At 66.4% G+C, this 18,286-nt stretch carries 19 protein-coding genes; 5 read left to right on the top strand and 14 right to left on the bottom strand.

Translation table 11 applies throughout. The annotated features are described in order from the left end of the window. Positions 1 to 13: 13 nt before the first annotated feature. Together ACODSC_RS08700 and ACODSC_RS08705 are read right to left on the bottom strand one after the other, a co-directional pair. Positions 14 to 700 carry a response regulator transcription factor gene (locus tag ACODSC_RS08700; RefSeq protein ID WP_488813508.1) on the bottom strand — a complete coding sequence of 229 codons (687 nt, stop codon included), beginning with the start codon at positions 698 to 700 and terminating at the stop codon, positions 14 to 16. Between the two features lie 69 nt (positions 701 to 769). Beyond that, on the bottom strand, positions 770 to 1,480 hold the full coding sequence (locus tag ACODSC_RS08705; RefSeq protein WP_488813509.1) for a YggS family pyridoxal phosphate-dependent enzyme: 711 nt from the start codon (positions 1,478 to 1,480) through the stop codon (positions 770 to 772). Between ACODSC_RS08705 and ACODSC_RS08710 the strand changes: the two genes are divergently transcribed. Next, on the top strand, positions 1,479 to 2,126 hold the full coding sequence (locus ACODSC_RS08710) for a thiamine phosphate synthase (RefSeq protein ID WP_488813510.1): 648 nt from the start codon (positions 1,479 to 1,481) through the stop codon (positions 2,124 to 2,126). The genes ACODSC_RS08705 and ACODSC_RS08710 overlap by 2 nt on opposite strands. A gap of 14 nt (positions 2,127 to 2,140) precedes the next feature. On the opposite strand, the gene ACODSC_RS08715 is transcribed toward ACODSC_RS08710, so the two are convergent. Beyond that, positions 2,141 to 2,434 (bottom strand): NtrZ family periplasmic regulatory protein, encoded by a 294-nt coding sequence (locus ACODSC_RS08715; protein ID WP_488813511.1) that lies wholly within the window; start codon positions 2,432 to 2,434, stop codon positions 2,141 to 2,143. Between the two features lie 456 nt (positions 2,435 to 2,890). Here ACODSC_RS08715 and ACODSC_RS08720 point away from each other — a divergent pair, with 456 nt between their 5' ends. From ACODSC_RS08720 to holA, 4 genes are all read left to right on the top strand, one after another. Then, positions 2,891 to 3,358 (top strand): DUF3576 domain-containing protein, encoded by a 468-nt coding sequence (locus tag ACODSC_RS08720; RefSeq protein WP_488813512.1) that lies wholly within the window; start codon positions 2,891 to 2,893, stop codon positions 3,356 to 3,358. Positions 3,359 to 3,514: 156 nt separating this feature from the next. Continuing rightward, positions 3,515 to 6,094, top strand: coding sequence for a leucine--tRNA ligase (gene leuS, locus ACODSC_RS08725; protein ID WP_488813513.1), 2,580 nt, complete (start codon positions 3,515 to 3,517; stop codon positions 6,092 to 6,094). Next, positions 6,094 to 6,588: an LPS assembly lipoprotein LptE gene (gene lptE / locus ACODSC_RS08730; protein WP_488813514.1), complete on the top strand. Its 495-nt coding sequence runs from the start codon at positions 6,094 to 6,096 to the stop codon at positions 6,586 to 6,588. Before leuS ends, lptE begins: the two co-directional genes overlap by 1 nt. Further along, the gene (gene holA, locus ACODSC_RS08735) at positions 6,585 to 7,637 is read left to right on the top strand and encodes a DNA polymerase III subunit delta (protein WP_488813515.1); all 1,053 of its coding nucleotides are present in this window, start codon (positions 6,585 to 6,587) and stop codon (positions 7,635 to 7,637) included. Before lptE ends, holA begins: the two co-directional genes overlap by 4 nt. Before the next feature lie 16 nt (positions 7,638 to 7,653). Here the strand turns inward: holA and ACODSC_RS08740 are convergent, their stop codons facing one another. From ACODSC_RS08740 to hemE, 11 genes are all read right to left on the bottom strand, one after another. Beyond that, complete coding sequence (locus tag ACODSC_RS08740) at positions 7,654 to 7,836, bottom strand: hypothetical protein (protein WP_488813516.1); 183 nt, start codon at positions 7,834 to 7,836, stop codon at positions 7,654 to 7,656. Between the two features lie 25 nt (positions 7,837 to 7,861). Then, complete coding sequence (locus ACODSC_RS08745) at positions 7,862 to 8,752, bottom strand: ParB/RepB/Spo0J family partition protein (RefSeq protein WP_488813517.1); 891 nt, start codon at positions 8,750 to 8,752, stop codon at positions 7,862 to 7,864. A gap of 23 nt (positions 8,753 to 8,775) precedes the next feature. Next, positions 8,776 to 9,597 (bottom strand): ParA family protein, encoded by an 822-nt coding sequence (locus ACODSC_RS08750; protein ID WP_488813518.1) that lies wholly within the window; start codon positions 9,595 to 9,597, stop codon positions 8,776 to 8,778. After that, complete coding sequence (gene rsmG, locus ACODSC_RS08755; protein WP_488813519.1) at positions 9,578 to 10,210, bottom strand: 16S rRNA (guanine(527)-N(7))-methyltransferase RsmG; 633 nt, start codon at positions 10,208 to 10,210, stop codon at positions 9,578 to 9,580. Before rsmG ends, ACODSC_RS08750 begins: the two co-directional genes overlap by 20 nt. Further along, a complete protein-coding gene (gene mnmG / locus ACODSC_RS08760) occupies positions 10,210 to 12,093 on the bottom strand; it encodes a tRNA uridine-5-carboxymethylaminomethyl(34) synthesis enzyme MnmG (protein ID WP_488813520.1) in 1,884 nt (627 codons plus the stop codon). The genes rsmG and mnmG overlap by 1 nt, the downstream gene beginning before the upstream one ends. A gap of 94 nt (positions 12,094 to 12,187) precedes the next feature. Next, the gene (mnmE, locus tag ACODSC_RS08765) at positions 12,188 to 13,495 is read right to left on the bottom strand and encodes a tRNA uridine-5-carboxymethylaminomethyl(34) synthesis GTPase MnmE (RefSeq protein ID WP_488813521.1); all 1,308 of its coding nucleotides are present in this window, start codon (positions 13,493 to 13,495) and stop codon (positions 12,188 to 12,190) included. A 125-nt stretch (positions 13,496 to 13,620) separates the two neighbouring features. Continuing rightward, complete coding sequence (locus tag ACODSC_RS08770) at positions 13,621 to 13,848, bottom strand: DUF6489 family protein (RefSeq protein WP_488813522.1); 228 nt, start codon at positions 13,846 to 13,848, stop codon at positions 13,621 to 13,623. A 40-nt stretch (positions 13,849 to 13,888) separates the two neighbouring features. Beyond that, positions 13,889 to 15,322: a transcription termination factor Rho gene (rho, locus tag ACODSC_RS08775; RefSeq protein WP_488813523.1), complete on the bottom strand. Its 1,434-nt coding sequence runs from the start codon at positions 15,320 to 15,322 to the stop codon at positions 13,889 to 13,891. A gap of 207 nt (positions 15,323 to 15,529) precedes the next feature. Then, on the bottom strand, positions 15,530 to 15,997 hold the full coding sequence (locus tag ACODSC_RS08780; protein WP_488813524.1) for a CopD family protein: 468 nt from the start codon (positions 15,995 to 15,997) through the stop codon (positions 15,530 to 15,532). Next, complete coding sequence (gene hemH / locus ACODSC_RS08785) at positions 15,994 to 17,055, bottom strand: ferrochelatase (protein ID WP_488813525.1); 1,062 nt, start codon at positions 17,053 to 17,055, stop codon at positions 15,994 to 15,996. The genes ACODSC_RS08780 and hemH overlap by 4 nt, the downstream gene beginning before the upstream one ends. Further along, positions 17,052 to 18,110, bottom strand: coding sequence for a uroporphyrinogen decarboxylase (hemE, locus tag ACODSC_RS08790; RefSeq protein WP_488813526.1), 1,059 nt, complete (start codon positions 18,108 to 18,110; stop codon positions 17,052 to 17,054). Before hemE ends, hemH begins: the two co-directional genes overlap by 4 nt. Positions 18,111 to 18,286 lie beyond the last annotated feature (176 nt).

Below are 18,286 nucleotides of genomic sequence, written 5' to 3' on the forward strand. Positions count from 1 at the left end.
ACCGAGCCCCGCCCTACGGCTGAAGCCGGTATCCGCCGGCGTCGGTCAGCAGCAGCCGCGCCTGACCCGGCTCCGGCTCGATCTTCTGGCGCAGGCGATAGATGTGGGTTTCCAGCGTGTGGGTCGTGACCCCGGCGTTGTAGCCCCAGACCTCGGTCAGCAGCTCTTCGCGCGACACCGGCTTGGCCCCGGCGCGATAGAGATACTTCAGGATGTTGGTTTCCTTCTCCGTCAGCCGAACCTTCTTGCCCTTGGCGTCCATCAGCACCTTGGCGGCGGGGCGGAACTCATAGGGGCCGATCGAGAAGACGGCGTCCTCGGACTGTTCGTGGCTGCGCAGATGGGCGCGGATGCGGGCCAGAAGCACGGCGAACCGGAAGGGCTTGGTGACATAGTCGTTGGCGCCCGCGTCCAGCCCCAGAATGGCGTCGGCGTCGGCCGCCTGGGCCGTCAGCATGATGACCGGGGTCGAAACCCCGTCCTTGCGCAGCAGGCGACAGGCCTCTCGCCCGTCCATGTCAGGCAGGTCGACGTCCAGCAGAATCAGGTCGGCGCGAACCTCGCGCCCCATCCGCACCCCGTCCGTGGCGGTCGAGGCCTGAAGCGTGCGAAACTCCTCGTGCAGATTCAACTGCTCGGCCAGGGCCTCGCGCAGGTCGTCGTCGTCGTCGATGATCAGGATCGTCTTGGGTGTCGGCATGGTTCAGACAATGGCGAGGCTTGGCCCCCGCGCCAAGGCTTGGGGACGCGAATTCACGTCAGGTTACGGCTAAGAGGCCGTTTCGGACCGATTTCGTTCCCCGAACAACGCGGTTCCCACCCGCACATGGGTCGCCCCGTGTCGAATCGCCGCTTCATAATCGCCGCTCATCCCCATCGACAGCACCGACAGCCCGTGGCGTGCGGCCAACGCGTTCAGCAGCACGAAGTGCGGGCCGGGATCGCCCTCAGCCGGCGGAATGCACATCAGCCCTTCCAGGCTCAACCCCTTCAGGGCGCGCACGGACGCGACCAGGGCGTCGGCGTCGGCGGGCAGAACGCCGGCCTTCTGCGGTTCAGCCCCGGTATTGACCTGAACAAGCACCCGCTGAGTCTTGCCCTGTTTGCGCGCCGCCTTGTCCAAGGCGTGGGCCAGCTTGTCTCGGTCCACCGTCTCGATCACGGCGAACAGGGCGACGGCGTCTTCGGCCTTGTTGGTCTGGAGCGGGCCGATCAGCCGCAGTTCCAGGTCCGGCCGATCTGCCAGCCGGTGCGTCCAGCGCCCCTGCGCCTCCTGCACCCGGTTTTCGCCGAACACCCGCTGGCCCGTCGCTAGAATCTGATCGATAACGGCCGTTTCCTGGGTCTTGGACACGGCGGTTAGGGTCACGCTCGCCGCATCACGGCCGACTGTTCGGCAGGCGGCGTCGATACGGGCGCGCACGTCCGCGACCCTTTCGGCGATGGACGTTTGCGTGTCGGCGGGGGAAGAAGAGGTCATGATCCTGCCGGACGATTACAGCGACGAGGCGCGCGCGCTCTGGGATGCAGCCCTGGCTCTAAACCGCGCCGCCGCCGCTGTCAGCCCGCATGCCGCCGGCCTGCCGCCGCTGCTCTTCTTCACCGACCCCGAGCGCACACCCCGACCATGGGAGACGGCCGCTCGTCTGCCTGCCGGATCAGCGGTGGTCTATCGCGCCTTCGGCGCCGCCGAAGCGCGCGAGACGGGCGGGCGGCTGCGCGAGGCGACGCGTGGGGCGGGCGTGAGGCTTCTGGTCGGCCTGGACGCCGATCTCGCCGAAACGATCTCGGCCGACGGCCTGCATCTGCCGGAACGCGCGGCGGCGCGGGCCATGGCGCTCCACGCGGCCCGCCCCGAATGGATCCTGACCGCCGCCTGGCATGGCGCAACTGCGCCGGAGACCGAGGGCCTGAACGCCCTAGTTTTGTCGCCGATCTTCCCTGCAGGTGGTCGTTCTGCGGACAAGCCCTCGCTGGGCGTCGCGGATTTCAAGCGTAAGGCGGCCACGGTCCGCCTCCCGATCTATGCGCTCGGCGGCGTCAGGGCGCAAAACACCGTGGCGCTCAGGGGCTCTGGGGCCTGTGGGCTGGCGGGTGTCGAGGCGATCCAGTCAGCCTTCGGCTGACGCCCGAACCGAGATCAGAACTTGAAGATCGTTTCCAGCCGCACGCGCGGTTGAGCTCGGCCGTTGGTTTGCGGCGCGCGGGCCGGATCGGCCTCGGGCGCCCCGACGGCGGCGGCGGCGCCGACGCGCAGGCGGTCGTTCAGGCGGTAGTAGGCGCCCGCTTCGACATCGCCCCAGTCGGTCTCGCGACCCACGGGCTGGTTCAGGTTGAAATCCAGGCCCCAGCGGCCGTTGTCGTTCAGGCGAAGACCGCGACGCTGCGGAGCCGGAGCGTTGCGTTGGGCCGCCTGGGCTTCAGAGAGGGACACGGTGGGCGCGGCCGATTGCGCGAGCGCAGGAGTCGATACGGCAAGCGCCGTCATCGCCATCACCACAGCAGAGAAACCGCCGAAACGCATACCCAAACCCTTCGAACCCCGCCGTGAAGGCGACGTTTCAACCCCGATCCGACCTTATATGGTCGTGAACCCGGCGATTAGACACCGGGCGTCCTTGCGGTCAACGGAATGAAGTCCGGATAACAAGGTTCCCGGTCATTGTTGTCCTCGCATGTGTCTCAAGCGTCACGGGATTTCGGCGAAATCCCGCCCGGTGACATGCCTCTGTCGCAAAACGCCGCGACGCGTGAAGGCGCGGGAACAGACTTCGCCTTGTCATCGCCCCTTTTCGCCGTGTTATAGAGCCCCGCAGTCGGCATTCACCCATGCCGCGCGCGCGTGTGGGCGAGGGCTCTCACGTCCCTGAGTTTACGGAGACTTCTCTTGATGAGCCTCAACAAGGCCCTGGTTCGGAACGTCGCGGCCGTCCTCGTCTCGGGCGTGGCCCTGGGCGCGTCCCTGACGGCCTGCTCGAGCATCCCCTTCGTCGGCGGCGGCGACAAGACGGCGCCCAAGACCAACGCCCAACAGGGGATCGGCGTGAACGCCTATCTCTGGCGCGCGTCGCTCGACACCCTCAGCTTCATGCCGCTGCTGACCGCCGATCCGTGGGGCGGCGTCATCAACTATGACTGGTACGTCAATCCGCAGACGCCGAATGAGCGTTTCAAGGCCACCGTCTTCATCCTGGACACCCGTCTGCGCGCCGACGCGCTGAACGTCACGGTGACCAAGGAAGTGAAGGGCGCCGATGGGCAATGGACCGCCGCCCCGGTCGCCGCCCAGACCGAGGCCGATCTGGAAAACGCCATTCTGACCAAGGCGCGCCAGCTGAACCTGTCTAACGCAGGCTAAAGCCTGCGTTAGTTTCTTTAGGCGCTACCGCCCTTCGGGCTACTTGAGCGCGACGCGCCCAAGAGTTTGTGGGACGCATTACTTCTTGGGCGCTGTCGTCCTTCGGGCTAGTTCAGTCGGGAGGGCGTCAGCGCCCTTCTGACTTTCAGGACGACCGTGGCCCGTTACGAACCCAAGACCGCTGAACCTCGCCAACAGGCCCGCTGGGCCGAGGCCTCCGCCTTCGTGACGAAGGATACCGGCCGTCCGAAATACTATGTGCTGGAGATGTTCCCTTATCCGTCGGGGAACATCCACATGGGCCACGCCCGCAACTATGTGATGGGCGACGTCGTGGCGCGGTCCAAGCGCGCCCAGGGCTATGACGTCCTGCACCCGATGGGCTGGGACGCCTTTGGCATGCCGGCCGAGAACGCGGCCATGGAGCGCGGCATCCACCCCAAGGGCTGGACCTACGACAACATCGCCCAGATGCGCGACCAGCTGAAACTGCTGGGCCTGTCGCTGGACTGGTCGCGCGAGTTCGCCACCTGCGATCCCGAATACTACGGCAAGCAGCAGGCCTGGTTCCTGGAGCTGTATCGGCGCGGTCTGGTCTATCGCAAGGACGGGGTGGTCAACTGGGACCCGGTCGACAACACGGTCTTGGCCAATGAGCAGGTCATCGACGGACGCGGCTGGCGCTCGGGCGCCCTGGTCGAGAAGCGCAAGCTGAACCAGTGGTTCCTGCGCATCACCGACTATGCGGACGACCTGATCGACGGCCTCAAGACCCTGGACCGCTGGCCCGAAAAGGTCCGGCTGATGCAGGAGAACTGGATCGGCAAGTCCAAGGGCGCAACCCTGTGGTGGCCCATCGCCGAGGCTCCCGATTTCCTGCCGGCCTCGCCAGAGGGCGAGCCGAACCACGCCCGCGACCCCATCGAGGTCTATACCACCCGCCCCGACACCCTGTTCGGCGCCAGCTTCCTGGCCCTGGCTCCCGACCACCCCCTGACCAAGGCCATCGCCGAACATCGGCCGGAGGTGGCGGACTTCATCAAGGCCTGCGCCCAGACCGGAACCAGCGAGGCCGACATCGAAAAGGCCGAGAAGCTTGGCGTAGACCTGGGCGTCCACGTCTGCCATCCCTTCGATGCCGACAAGACCCTGCCCGTCTGGGCGGCCAACTTCGTGCTGTCCACCTATGGCTCGGGCGCCATATTCGGCTGCCCCGCCCACGACCAGCGCGACCTCGACTTCGCCCGCAAATACGACCTGCCGGTTACGCCGGTGGTCAAGCCGGACGACGTCGAGACCATCGAGATTGGGACAGAAGCCTACGTCGGCCCCGGCCGGATCTTCAATTCCGGCTTCTTGGACGGGATGGACGTGGAAACGGCCAAGGCCGCCGCCATCGCCAAGGTCGAGGCCGCCGGTCAAGGCCGAGCCGAGACCATCTATCGCCTGCGCGACTGGGGCGTTTCGCGCCAGCGCTACTGGGGTTGCCCGATCCCGATCATCCACTGCCCGTCCTGCGGCCCGGTGGAGGTTCCCGCCGATCAGCTGCCGGTCGTCCTGCCCGACGACGTGACCTTCGACGTGCCTGGCAATCCGCTGGATCGCCACGCGACCTGGAAACACGTCAAATGCCCGTCGTGCGGCGCGGATGCGACGCGCGAGACCGATACGCTCGACACCTTCGTCGATTCCAGCTGGTATTTCGCCCGCTTCACCGACCCGACGGCCGAGGCGCCGATCAACAAGGCCGCCGCCGATCGCTGGCTGGCGGTGGATCAATATATCGGCGGCGTCGAGCATGCGGTTCTGCACCTGCTCTACGCCCGCTTCATCACCCGCGCCCTGTCCGACGCCGGCATGCTGTCGGTGAAGGAGCCGTTCGCCGGCCTGTTCACACAAGGCATGGTGGTCCACGAGACCTATCGCCGCGCCGACGGCGCCTGGATCGAGCCTACCGACGTGGACCTGAGCCACGAAAACGGCGTCCGTTCGGCGCGCCAGCTATCGACCGGCGAGACCCTGGTCATCGGCGACATCGAGAAGATGTCCAAGTCCAAGAAGAACGTCGTCGCCCCGGCCGAAATCCTGGAATCGCACGGCGTGGACGCCGGCCGTCTGTTCGTTCTGTCCGACAGCCCGCCCGAACGCGACGTGCAATGGACCCCCGGCGGCGTCGAGGGCGCCAGCCGCTTCGTCCAGCGCGCCTGGACCCTGTTTGATGCGTACGATCCCGCCTTCGCCGGCGAGGACAGGGCCAACGCCGACCTGCTGCGTGAGGCGCATAAGGCCATCAAGGCCGTGTCCGAAGGGGTCGAGGGCTTCCGATTCAACTCGGCCATTGCAAAGCTCTACGCCTTCGTCGCCACCATCCGCGACAACGCCCAGGCCGGCGGCGACGCCAAGCGCCAAGCCCTGTCGGCCCTCGCCCGCCTGATCGCCCCCTTCACCCCGCACCTGGCCGAGGAAGCCTGGACCCGGCTGGGTGAAGACGGGATGGTTCTGGACGCGCCGTGGCCCGTGTGGGACGCTGCGCTGGCGGCCGACGACGAGGTGGTCCTGCCCATTCAGATCAACGGCAAGCGTCGCGCGGAAATCCGCGTGCCGCGCGGCATGGAGCCCGCCGAGGTCGAGGCCATCGTCCTGGCCGACGAGACCGTGCAGGCGCGGCTGGAGGGTCTGAGCGTGAAGAAGATCGTCGTGGTCAAGGACCGGATCGTCAATCTGGTGGCCGGCTGATGCGCGCCCCGATGGCCCAGGTCGCGGCGGTCCTTGCGATCGTGTCGGCCGTCGCCGTGTCGGCCTGCGGTTTCACGCCTCTGTACGCCGACCCCGCGGTCGGATCGCCCCTGCGCCGCATCGCCGTCGCGACCCAGGACGACCGGATGGGCTATCGTCTGCGCGAACAGCTGGAGGACGCCCTGGCCTGGGATCGGTCCTCCACCCCCTTGTATCGCCTCACCACCCAGGTCGAGCAGGACCGCCGCCCTCTGGGCCGCCGGATCGACGACACCGCCACGCGATATGAGCTGACGGTCAAGGCCGCCTGGACCCTGACGCCGGCCTCGGGCGGAACGCCGATGACGGGAACCGAGACCGTCACCACCACCTATTCCTCGGCTGACCAGCCCTATGCCGCCATCGCCGCCCAGCAGGACGGCGAGGAACGCGCGGCGTCCGAACTGGCGCGGCTGATCCGGCTCGACCTCATGCAGGCGCTCGCGAGCCGGTGATCCTCGCCAAACGCCCGGAAATCGATCGCTTCCTGAAGGCGCCCGATCCGGCGATCCGGGCGGCGGTCATCCATGGCAAGGACCGATCCGGTGTCGCCGAACGGGCCGAGGTGCTGTGCCGCACGGTCACCCCCGACCTGAACGACCCCTTCAACGTCACCGTCCTGACCGACAGCGACATCGACGGCGACGAGACGAAGCTGGAAGAGGCCCTGACGGCCATGTCCCTGATGGGCGGCCGTCGCCTGGTGCGGATCCGCCTGTCCACGCTGAAGCCCGGCGTGGACAAGGCCGTCGCCGCCGCGCTCAAGATCCACGCCGAGGGCGGCTACAATCCCGACGCCATGCTGGTGGTGGAGGCCGACCAGCTGGGTCGCGAATCCGCCCTGCGAAAGACGGCTGAAAAGGAGAATGGGGCCGTCGGCATCGTCTGCTACGAGGACGAGACCGGCGATGTCGCCCGCATGGTCCGCGAGGCCCTGGCCGCCGACAAGGTCGGTCTGACCTCCGACGCCCTGGACCGGTTCGTCGCCCGCCTGCCCCGCGAGCGCGGCCTGATGCGTCAGGAAATCGAGCGGCTGGCCCTGTTCATCGGCCCCGGCTCGGGCAAGACGCTGGATATGGACGCGCTGGAGCTGCATATGGGCGTCGAGCCGGACGCCTCCTTGTCCGACGCCGCGCTCCAGGCCTTCGGCGCCCGGCCCGGCCCGGCGCAAGCGGGTTTGAGACGCGCCTTTGCCGAGGGCGAATCCTCGGTTCTGGCCGTCCGTTCGGCCGCAATACACCTGGGAAAGCTACGTAGAATCAATATCTTGCAGGCCAACGGCGCAAACGCCAAGGAGGCCGCCAAGGCCGCCGGCGTCTTCTGGAAACAGGAGGCCGAAATGCTGCGTCAGGCGCGGTCCTGGCGGCTCGAAGCCCTGGACGAGGTGCTGGACAGCATCAACACCGCCGATGTCGCCACCAAGACCACTGGCATGCCGGATCAACTGATCGCCGAACGCCTGCTGCTGGAGATCGCTGGGCGAGCGCGACGACTCGGGCTTTAAGCCCGAGTCCCCCAGCCTACCCTCGCTTTGACGCCTTACGGAACGCCGGCTGCGCCATGGCGACGTTGCGCGCCGAGACGCTCTTCTCTTCGGCCTTGGCGCCGACCTGGGCGTTGAAGCCGTGGCCCGCCTTGGCCTTCTTGGCGGCAAGCGCCTGTTTCAGCTTTTCGGCGGCGGTGGGTGCGTTGTCTTCGGTCATACCCCCTCCTAGCACACCAAGCCGTTCAACCCCGCATCAAACGGCGGCACAGATCGTCCAGCTGCTCCAGCGAGCCGTAGCGGATGGTCAGGTCGCCCTTGCCGCCCTTGTCCGCCAGTTGAACCTTCAGGCCCAGGGCGTCGGCCAGATCCTGCTGCAGCGCGACCACATCGGCCGCCCCCTCCCCGCCCGAAGACGCGGATGCGGACCTGGGCTTGACCGGCTTTGGACCCTCGACCGCGCGGCGGGCCAAGGCCTCGGTCTCGCGCACGCTCAAACCATCGACGAAGGCGATGTCCGCCAGCTGGCCCGGATCCGGCGTATTGATCAGGGCGCGCGCATGGCCCGCCGACAGCTTGCCCTCACGCACATAGAACAGCACCCGCTCGGGCAGTTGCAGCAGGCGCATGGTGTTTGCCACGTGACTGCGACTCTTGCCGACGACGCCCGCCACTGCATCCTGGGTCCGACCAAACCGCTCCATCAGGACGCGGTAAGCCTCGGCCTCCTCTAGCGGATTGAGGTCCGCGCGCTGCACGTTCTCAACGATGGCGACCTCGAACACCTCCACGTCGTCCATCTCGTGGATGACGATCGGCACCTCGGTCAGGCGCGCGGCCTGAGAGGCGCGCCAGCGCCGTTCGCCGGCGATGATCTGCCAGACGCCGTCCTCGCCCGGATGGGTCCGAACCAGGATGGGCTGCAGCACCCCCTTGTCGCGTATCGAGGCGGTCAGCTCCTCCAGGTCCTCCTGGCGGAAGGTCTTTCGCGGCTGATCAGGGTTGGGCTTCAGGCTCTCGATCGGCACGCGTTGCACACCGGCAGGCGCGGGCGCGTCAGACGCCACCGGCGCCTCAGCGTCCTGCCCCATCAATGCCGACAGGCCGCGGCCCAGCCCTCTTTGTCGTTCAGCCAAGATACTGTTCCGTTTCTTCTAATTCAGGCGGCCAGCTTCAGCCGCTGGCGTTCGCGCTTCACCACTTCCTTGGCCAAGCGCAGATAAGCCTGGCTGCCGGCGCATTTCAGATCATAGATCAGGGCCGGCTTGCCGAACGACGGCGCCTCGGCGACGCGGACGTTGCGGGGGATGACGCTCTCATAGACCTTGTCGCCGAAGTGGGCGCGCACGTCGTTGGCCACCTGCCCCGACAGGGCGCTCCGTCGATCATACATGGTCAGAACCAGACCCTGGATTTCCAACGACGGGTTCAGGCTGTGCTTGACCATGTCGATGGTCCGCATCAACTGGCTCAGGCCCTCCAGGGCGAAGAATTCACACTGCAGCGGCACCAGAACCGCATCCGCCGCCGCCATAGCGTTCAGCGTCAGCAGGTTCAAGGACGGCGGGCAGTCGATCAACACATAGTCATACGCGGTAGGGCCATCGTCATGCGCCCGCAATGCGTCACGAAGCCGATAGGAACGGCGATCCGCCTGGCTCAGCTCGATCTCCACGCCCGACATGTCAGCATCAGCCGGCACGATCCAAAGCCCAGGCACAGTCGTCTGCACCGCAGCGTCGTCGATAGACCGCTTGTCGACCACCACATCGTATATCGTCACGCGGCGTGTTTCACGTGGAACACCCAAGCCGGTGGAGGCGTTGCCCTGCGGGTCCATGTCCACGATCAGCACCTTCTCGCCGATCGCGGCCAGCGCGGTGCCCAGGTTGATGGCCGTCGTGGTCTTGCCCACCCCTCCCTTTTGGTTGGAGACGGCGAGGACCCGAGCGGGCTGCTTGCTACGACCTGATGCGGGCACGTCGAACACTCCGGACTGTCACGATGCGGCCGCGCGGGTCGCTCTGCGACGGGGCCAGTTCAGCTTCGAGATGCCAGGATTTCCGCGCCTCGATCAACTCGGATTCGGCCTTCTCCCCCTTCAGGAACAGACCTTGTGCACCCCTTTGGAAGTAGGGCTGTGCATAACCCAGCAGCTTGTCCATCGGCGCGACTGCTCGGGCGGTGACGATCTCACAAGAAATCGCCTGCTCCTCCGCCCGCCCGTTGATCACCGTCGCCGGCAGGTCGAGGGCGTCAACGATTTCCTGAAGAAAGCGGCAGCGTTTGCCAAGGCTATCGACCAACCAGACATGAGCGCCGTCGCGGCCTTTCAGCAGAATGGTCAGGACGACGCCGGGAAAGCCCGCCCCGGCGCCAAGGTCGGCCCAGGTCAGGGCCTGGGGCGCATGACCGAGCAGTTGCGCGCTGTCGCAGGCGTGCCTGTTCCAGAAGTCCGGCAAGCTGTCCGGCCCCACCAGGTTCATCACCGCGTTCGCCTCGACCAGCCTCAGGCGAAAGGCTTCCAGGTCCGCCATCTGCTGCGGCGTCGCCCCGGTTTTGGCCTGAAACGCGACCCGTTCATTCTCCAGCATCACGCGGCGACCGCAGCGGTCTTCGGAGACTTCTTCACATGGGCCAACAGGGCCGTCAGCGCGCCCGGCGTCATGCCCTCGATCCGACCGGCCTGCCCCAGTGTGCGTGGCTGAACCCTGGCCAGCTTTTCCTTCACCTCATTCGACAGGCCGCCGATGCTGGCATAGTCGAGGTCGGTCGGCAGCATCAGCCCTTCCTCGGTCTGCAGCGCTTCGGCGTCCAGCGTCTGACGGTCCAGATAGTTGGCGTAACCGGCGTCGATCAGAATCTGTTCGCGCACATCCTCGCTCCAGCCCGCAATTATCGGCACAGCCGATATGAACTGCTCCAGCGCCACATTCGGAAAGGCCAGCAGTTCCCGCATGGAGCGGCGGCGTCCGTCTGCATTGACTGCAATGCCCAAGGCGCCGGCGTCATTCGGGGTGAATACCGTTTCACGTGAAACAGCGGATGCTAGTGCCAGTTCTTCGGCCTTGGCTTCAAACCGTATCCGGCGACCTTCGGACACCAATCCCAATGCGATGGCCAAGGGGGTCAATCTCTGGTCCGCGTTGTCCGACCGCAAGGTCAGTCGATACTCGGCCCGACTGGTGAACATCCGGTAGGGCTCAGTCACGCCGCGGGTAACCAGATCGTCGATCATCACCCCGATATAGGCTTGGTCCCGCCCGAGGATCACCGGCGGTTTTCCGGCGGCGGCCCGTGCCGCATTGAGCCCCGCCATCAGTCCCTGAGCGGCGGCCTCTTCATATCCCGTCGTGCCGTTGATCTGACCGGCGAGGTAGAGTCCAGGTCGCTTCTTCACTTCCAGCGCCGTGCTCAGCTCTCGCGGATCGACGTAATCATATTCGATGGCATAGCCATACCGGAACACTTCCACGGCTTCGAGCCCGGGGATGGTGCGCAGGAAGGCCAGCTGGGTCGGCTCGGACACCGACGTCGAGATGCCGTTGGGATAGACCGTCGGATCGTCCAGGCCCTCGGGTTCGAGGAAGATCTGATGGCTGGTCTTGTGGGCGAACCGCACCACCTTGTCCTCGATCGACGGGCAATAACGCGGTCCCCTGCCCGACAACTTGCCGCCATAGACGGCGCTCTCGCCCAGATTTTCGGCGATGATCCGGTGCGTCTCTTGAGTTGTGTGGGTCACGCCGCAGGCGATCTGCGGCACGGTGATCTTGTCGGTCAGGAAGGAAAAGGCTGACGGCGTCTCGTCCGCCTGCTGCATCTCCAGCCGATCCCAGGCGATGGTGCGCCCATCCAGCCGCGCCGGCGTGCCGGTCTTCAGCCGCCCCATTTGCAAGTCAGCGGCATGCAGATCGGCGGCCAGGCCGGTCGAGGGCTCCTCGCCATGACGGCCGGCCGGGATGCGTTCATCACCACGATGGATGACGCCATTCAGGAAGGTGCCGGTCGTCAGCACGACGGCCCCGGCCTGCACCGTCTCGCCCGCTCCGGTCGTCACGCCGACGACCCGGTCGCCCTCCAGGATCAGCCGCTCGGCCGTGCCCGCCAACAAAGTCAGGTTCGGCGTGTGCGACAGCTCCGCCTGCATGGCTTCGCGGTACAGGCGGCGGTCGATCTGGCTGCGCGGGCCTCGCACGGCCGCCCCCTTGGACCGGTTCAGCAGGCGGAACTGGATGCCCGACGCGTCGGCCAACCGCCCCATGATCCCGTCCATGGCGTCGATCTCGCGCACAAGATGCCCCTTGCCCAGACCGCCGATGGCCGGGTTGCAGGACATCTCGCCGATGGTCACCAGCTTTTGGGTCAGCAACAGGGTGTTCGCCCCCGCGCGCGCCGAGGCCGCCGCCGCTTCGCAGCCGGCGTGGCCGCCGCCGATGATGATGACGTCAAACAGATGATGGGAGGGGGAGCTCATGCGCGACCACATAGTCCAGATGGTCTGATTTCGCCAGCCTGTCGTGGCTCACCGCCACTAGGTGTCGCCCGGTGTTTCACGTGAAACGTCGGTATTACTTGCCGATGCAGAAGGTCGAAAACACCTGCCCGAGTATGTCCTCGACACCGATGGCGCCCGTCACGCGCGACAAGGCGTCGGCCGCTCGGCGTAGATCGTCCCCCGCCATTTCGGGCGCGACCTCCAGCGCGGCCTGCCCTGCCTCTACCGCTGCCAGCGCCTCCATCAGGCGCAACCGGTGTCGCTCTCGGGTGACGGCCGGGAAATCCGACCCGGCGAGATCACGCGCCAGTCGCGCAGCGATCCAGTCGTGAAGATCGGACAATCCCTCTCCAGTCCGAGTGCTGACCCGCAGGCTTTCGAATTCCCCGCCCGAAACGTCGTCGCCAAGATCCGCCTTGTTGGCGACGACCAGATCGCCCGGCTGAGCATAGGCGGCCGCAACCCCATCCGGGTCGCCGGGCGCCCGCACCCATAGGCGCAGGTCCGCCTCTTCGGCCCGTCGCCGCGCGCGGCGCACGCCTTCCGCCTCGACGGGATCGTTGCTCTCGCGCAGACCGGCGGTGTCGGACAGGGTCACGGCATAGCCGCCGATGACCAGATCGGCGTCCAGCACATCCCGCGTCGTGCCCGCGATGGGCGTGACGATGGCCGCCTCGCGCGCCACCAGGGCGTTGAAAAGCGACGACTTGCCCGCATTGGTGTCGCCGATCAGGACGACGCGATAGCCGTCCCGCACACGTTCGCCGCGTCGGCCGGTATCGACCGCGCGACGCAGATCATCGGCCAGACGGTCCAGAACCGGGCCGGCCGTGCGCGCCAGATTGTCCGGGACCTCCTCATCGGGAAAATCGATCTCGGCCTCGACCAGGGCCAGGGCGTGCAATAGGTCGCGCCGGAACCCGGCGTAGGTTTCGCTCAACCTGCCTTCCAGCTGGCCTAGCGCCTGTCTCGCCTGGGCGCCGGTCTCCGCGTCGATCAGGTCGGCGACCGCCTCGGCCTGGGCCAGGTCCATACGCCCGTTCTGGAAAGCGCGCCGCGTAAACTCGCCAGGTTCGGCCGGTCGGAGGCCGAGGGCGATCAAGGCCTGGCTCGCCGCTTCGATCACCGCCCGACCGCCATGCAGATGCAGCTCCGCGCAGTCTTCGCCGGTGTAGGAATTGGGCGCTACGAACCGCAGGACCAAGGCCTGGTCGATATGGTCCCCGGCATGGGACAGGTTCCGAACCGAGGCCATACGCGGTTTGAGGCGGGCGGCGCCGAGGGCGGTCAGGGTCTCTTCGACCGCCGGACCCGACAGGCGGATCACGGCGATGGCGCCTCGACCGGGCGGCGTGGCCAGGGCGAAGATGGTGTCGGTCATTATCCTCGCCTAATGCTGGAGAGAAGCCGGAGAGCGGCAGACGGGTGTCCGCATCGTGATTGGGTTGGGCCCACTCCACCCTGCTGCGCATGTTCCCCCTCCAGACGAGGAGGGCGTCATGGGGATCACGGCTTGACGGCCGCTTCCATCATCCGGCGGAACTGATCCTGGGCCTGCATTCCAAAGCTGGTCCAGGTCTTCATCAGCTCGTCGGGCTGCATGGCGGCGACATTGGCCTGCATCCGCTTCTGCATCTCGGCGACCATGGCGTCATTCAGTGGTGTCACGTCGGGCAAGCCCAGGAAGGCGCGCGCCTCCGCCGGGGTGCAATCGACTTCGACATTGACCTTCATCGCGCCGTCTCCTGTTTCACGTGAAACGTCCGAAGACGGATCAGGTGTTCATCGACTGGAAGAAGTCCGAGTTGTTCTTCGACTGGCGCAGCTTGTCGAGCAGGAATTCGATCGCGTCCTGCGGGCCCATGGGGTTCAGGATACGGCGCAGAACATAGGTCTTGGCCAGCTGATCCTTCGGCGTGATCAGATCTTCCTTGCGGGTGCCGGACTTCAGCACGTCGATGGCCGGGAAGATGCGCTTGTCCGCGACCTTGCGGTCCAGCACAATTTCCGAGTTGCCGGTGCCCTTGAACTCTTCGAAGATCACCTCGTCCATCCGGCTGCCGGTGTCGATCAAGGCCGTGGCGATGATGGTCAGCGAACCGCCCTGCTCCACATTCCGCGCGGCGCCGAAGAAGCGCTTCGGCCGTTGCAGGGCGTTGGCGTCCACACCACCGGTCAGCACCTTGCCCGACGAGGGGACGGTGGCGTTGTAGGCACGGCCCAGACGGGTGATGGAGTCCAGCAGGATCACCACGTCCTTCTTGTGCTCGACCAGGCGCTTGGCCTTTTCGATCACCATTTCGGCGACGGCGACGTGGCGCGTGGCCGGCTCGTCGAAGGTCGAGGCCACGACCTCGCCCTTCACGGTGCGCTGCATGTCGGTCACTTCTTCCGGGCGTTCGTCGATCAGCAGGACGATCAGAATGACTTCCGGGTGGTTCTTCTCGATCGACTTGGCGATGTTCTGCAGCATCACCGTCTTGCCGACGCGCGGCGGCGCCACGATCAGGCAGCGCTGGCCCTTGCCGAGGGGGGCGACGATGTCGATGACGCGGCCAGAGCGATCCTTCAGCGTCGGATCCTGAATTTCCATGTGCAGCCGCTCTTCGGGATAAAGCGGCGTCAGGTTGTCGAACAGGACCTTGGTCTTGACCATCTCCGGGTCTTCGAGATTGATCGTATCGACCTTCAGCAGGGCGAAATAGCGCTCGCCTTCGCGCGGCGCCCGCACGGCCCCGTGGACCGTATCGCCCGAGCGCAGGCCGAAGCGGCGGATCTGAGACGGCGACACATAGACATCGTCCGGACCCGGAAGATAGTTCGCGTCCGAACTTCGCAGGAAACCGAATCCGTCGGGCAGGATTTCCAGCACCCCGTCGGCGATGATCTCGACTTCCTCGTCGGCCAGGGCCTTCAGGATGGCGAACAGCAGATCCTGTTTACGCAGGTTCGAGGCGTTCTCGACCTCCAGCTGTTCGGCGAAGGCGACCAGGTCGGCCGGCGTCTTCTCGTTCAGCTCGGCCAGGGTGATGCGGCCGTTGGCGACGACGGGCTCGCCGTCGTCCTCGTCATCGGCCGTGGTGTCCACGCCGGAATCGGCGCCCGCGGCCTCGCCGGCTTCGTGCTCGGCGCCGTGATGGGTCGGGGCTTCAGCCTCGACGCCTTCGTTCTCGGGGGTGTCGGTGTTGGTGTCGCGGACGTCGGTCATGATGCAGGCTCGCGGGCGCACACGGCCAAGAGGCTGCGGCGCGGGTCTCTGAAAATGTCTGGCCGTAAGGCCGAAGGGAGGCGTGACGGGCTCCCGCTGGCTCAAGGCCTGCAGGCGTCACGAAAAGAGAGGGACCGCCGACGGCAGATGCCGAACGGTTCACCGCCAGCGGAACCACAGGCGGCGGGTCAGGTCAAGCGGAGCCGCTTAACCGAACGTCCACTCCGTCGTCACCGACAGCACCATGACGATGGCCAGGACGAAGGGAACCTCATTGGTCATACGCCAGAACTTGCCGGAATATTTCGACGTCCCCGCCGCGATCTTCTTCCTCTGCGCCGAAAGGAAACCATGCCAGCCGCTGAGCAGGAAGACGCCTGACAGTTTGGCGATCATCCACGGCTCGGCCAGGAAGCCCGCGCCGCGCGCGGAGACATCGATGTGGATCAGCCACAGCCCGAACACCCAGGACAGGATCATCGCCGGATTCAGGATGATGCCCAGCAGGCGCGTCTGCCACAGACGCAACAGGCCCTGCATCTCGCTTTTCAGCGGCTCGGACTTGGACTGCTGTTCGGCGTCATAGGCGTAGAGGCGCGGCAGGAACAGCAGGCCCGCCATCCAGGCTATGACGGCCAGGATGTGCAGGCCACGCGCCAGGTCGTAGGTGTTCATGCCGCCTGTCTCCCATTGCGATACGGACAGGCCTTCCAGTCCGCCTTGCAGCCCTGACCGAAGGGGGCGACGCCGGTTCGGTCCAGGGCGCCCAGGGCCGCCTCGGCCAGGGCGTCGATGAACAGCGGCGCGATCCCCACGGCCGGCGCTCGAAGATAGGGACTGACCCCGATCTCGTGGGCCAGTTCGCCGTATTCGATGTCCAGTTCGACCAGGGTCTCGATATGTTCGGAGACGAAGGCGATTGGGGTGACGACCACCCCAACCCCGTCCTCGGCCGCCTGGGCGATGGCGTCGGGCGTCGAGGGTCCCAGCCATTTCATCGGCCCGACCCGGCTCTGATAGCACAGGGTGTGGTCAATCGGTCCCCGGTCGCGCTCCAGCACGGCGACCACGGCGGCGACGGTCGTCTCGACCTGTTCCTGATAGGGGTCGCCCTTGCCGGTAACCAGTTTCTCGGGAATGCCGTGGGCCGAGAACAGCAGGCGGATCGGCTGACCCACGGCCTCATCCAGCTTCTCGCCAATCGCCTGGGCCTGGGCCTGGGCCAAACCCGTCGCGGCTGGATAGCAGCAAACGGCGCGGCTGACGCCCGACCCGGCATAGGCCGCGTTCCAGGCCTTGAGCGAAGACTGCGTCGTGGTGGTCGAGAACTGCGGATAGAGGGGCAGCAGCACGACCTCGTCCGGCCCGAAGGCGGCGACCTCGGCGGCCGTCTCCTCGGTCAGGGGATTCCAGTAGCGCATGGCGATGAAGACCCGCACCGTGTCCCCGTGCAGACGGCCGTTCAGCACGGCCTCCAGCGCCTGGGCCTGGGCCTTGGTCTCGGCCAGCAGGGGCGATCCGCCGCCCATCAGCGCATAGTTGGCCTGGGCGCTGGTCTCGCGACGGCTGGAGATCAGTTTGGCCAGCGGCGTGCGCACGATCCCGGGCAGGCCGATGATGGCCGGGTCGTTGAACAGGTTGAAAAGAAACGGTTTCACCGACGCCTGATCGTCCGGCCCGCCCAGATTGAACAGCACCACCGCGATGCGGCGGCCGGCATGGGTTTCGGTCATTGGGCGCCGATCCGTTTCAGAACCTGTTCGACATGGTCGATGGGCACATCCGGCAGGATGCCGTGACCCAGGTTGAACACCCACGGCCCCTGGCCCCATGCCTCCATCAGTTGATCCACGCGGCGGTCCAGCAGGTCGCCGCCGGCGCGCAGCAACAGCGGGTCCAGCGCGCCCTGGATCGGCTTGATCTGCTGCACACGTTTGCCGACCTCCAGCGGACAGGCGGTGTCCAGGGCGACGGCGTCGACCTCGACCTCCTGCGCATACCGCTCTGCAAGCGCCGCAGAGCCCCGTGGGAAGCCGATCAGGGGCACGGTGACGCCCAGCTCCCGCGTGCGCTTAACAAGCGCCTGGTGGGGCGTCAGGACCAGTCTTTCGAACAGGTCATCCGGCAGGCCCTCCGCCCAGCTTTCGAAGATCTTCAGAACCTGGGCGCCGGCGTCCGCCTGCATCTTCAGATACCGGGCCGTGGCCTCGACCAGAACCTCCAGCGTCTCGTCCACCCGCCTGGGGTCGGCATAGGCATAGGTCCGGGCCTGGGCGCGTTCGCCCTTGCCGATGGTCCGGTGCTCGCCGTCCAGCATATAGGTGGCCACGGTCCAAGGCGCGCCGGCGAACCCGATCAGGGCCCGCTCGGGCTCCAGCGCCGCACGCACGATCGACAGGGTCTCGCCCACGGACGACAGATACTCGCCCGCCCCCGCAGCCAGTTCCGCCATCCGACCAGGAATCGGCATCTCGCCCAGACGCGGCCCCTCGCCCGTCTCGAACCAGACGTCCTGGCCCAGGGCGCGGGGGATCAGCAGGATGTCGGCGAAGACGATGGCCGCATCGAAGCCGAACCGCCGCATCGGCTGAAGCGTCGCCTCGGCCGCCATCTCGGGGTTCAGGCAGAAGGCGATGAAGTCGGGCGCCTCGGCCCTCAGCCGACGATACTCGGGCAGATACCGCCCCGCCTGGCGCATGAACCAGACCGGCGGGCGATCCAACGTCTCTCCCCGGAGAGCCCTGATCATTACAGGTGTCTGATCGGTGTTCTGGGTCGGATCGGTCATGCCGGACGATTAAGGTCACAGCCCCCCGCTCTCAATCCCTAATCAGATTAAGAATTAAAAGATTCGTAGTGGCAGGTAGGGCCGGGAATGACGGGGACGACTCTCGCGTCGCCCACGGAACAAAAGCGGATATCCACGCGCCGAGATCCTTAACGGGGATGTCTGAAGCGATTATT

The sequence above is a fragment of the Brevundimonas sp. FG128 genome (assembly GCF_057809775.1).

What these genes read in the sequence shown, in the direction of transcription:
- ACODSC_RS08700 (WP_488813508.1), bottom strand. Translation starts at nt 700, where the DNA reads ATGCCGACACCCAAGACGATCCTGATCATCGACGACGACGACGACCTG.
- ACODSC_RS08710 (WP_488813510.1), top strand. Translation starts at nt 1,479, where the DNA reads ATGATCCTGCCGGACGATTACAGCGACGAGGCGCGCGCGCTCTGGGAT.
- ACODSC_RS08705 (WP_488813509.1), bottom strand. Translation starts at nt 1,480, where the DNA reads ATGACCTCTTCTTCCCCCGCCGACACGCAAACGTCCATCGCCGAAAGG.
- ACODSC_RS08720 (WP_488813512.1), top strand. Translation starts at nt 2,891, where the DNA reads ATGAGCCTCAACAAGGCCCTGGTTCGGAACGTCGCGGCCGTCCTCGTC.
- lptE (WP_488813514.1), top strand. Translation starts at nt 6,094, where the DNA reads ATGCGCGCCCCGATGGCCCAGGTCGCGGCGGTCCTTGCGATCGTGTCG.
- ACODSC_RS08740 (WP_488813516.1), bottom strand. Translation starts at nt 7,836, where the DNA reads ATGACCGAAGACAACGCACCCACCGCCGCCGAAAAGCTGAAACAGGCG.
- rsmG (WP_488813519.1), bottom strand. Translation starts at nt 10,210, where the DNA reads ATGCTGGAGAATGAACGGGTCGCGTTTCAGGCCAAAACCGGGGCGACG.
- mnmG (WP_488813520.1), bottom strand. Translation starts at nt 12,093, where the DNA reads ATGAGCTCCCCCTCCCATCATCTGTTTGACGTCATCATCATCGGCGGC.
- mnmE (WP_488813521.1), bottom strand. Translation starts at nt 13,495, where the DNA reads ATGACCGACACCATCTTCGCCCTGGCCACGCCGCCCGGTCGAGGCGCC.
- ACODSC_RS08770 (WP_488813522.1), bottom strand. Translation starts at nt 13,848, where the DNA reads ATGAAGGTCAATGTCGAAGTCGATTGCACCCCGGCGGAGGCGCGCGCC.
- rho (WP_488813523.1), bottom strand. Translation starts at nt 15,322, where the DNA reads ATGACCGACGTCCGCGACACCAACACCGACACCCCCGAGAACGAAGGC.
- ACODSC_RS08780 (WP_488813524.1), bottom strand. Translation starts at nt 15,997, where the DNA reads ATGAACACCTACGACCTGGCGCGTGGCCTGCACATCCTGGCCGTCATA.
- hemH (WP_488813525.1), bottom strand. Translation starts at nt 17,055, where the DNA reads ATGACCGAAACCCATGCCGGCCGCCGCATCGCGGTGGTGCTGTTCAAT.
- hemE (WP_488813526.1), bottom strand. Translation starts at nt 18,110, where the DNA reads ATGACCGATCCGACCCAGAACACCGATCAGACACCTGTAATGATCAGG.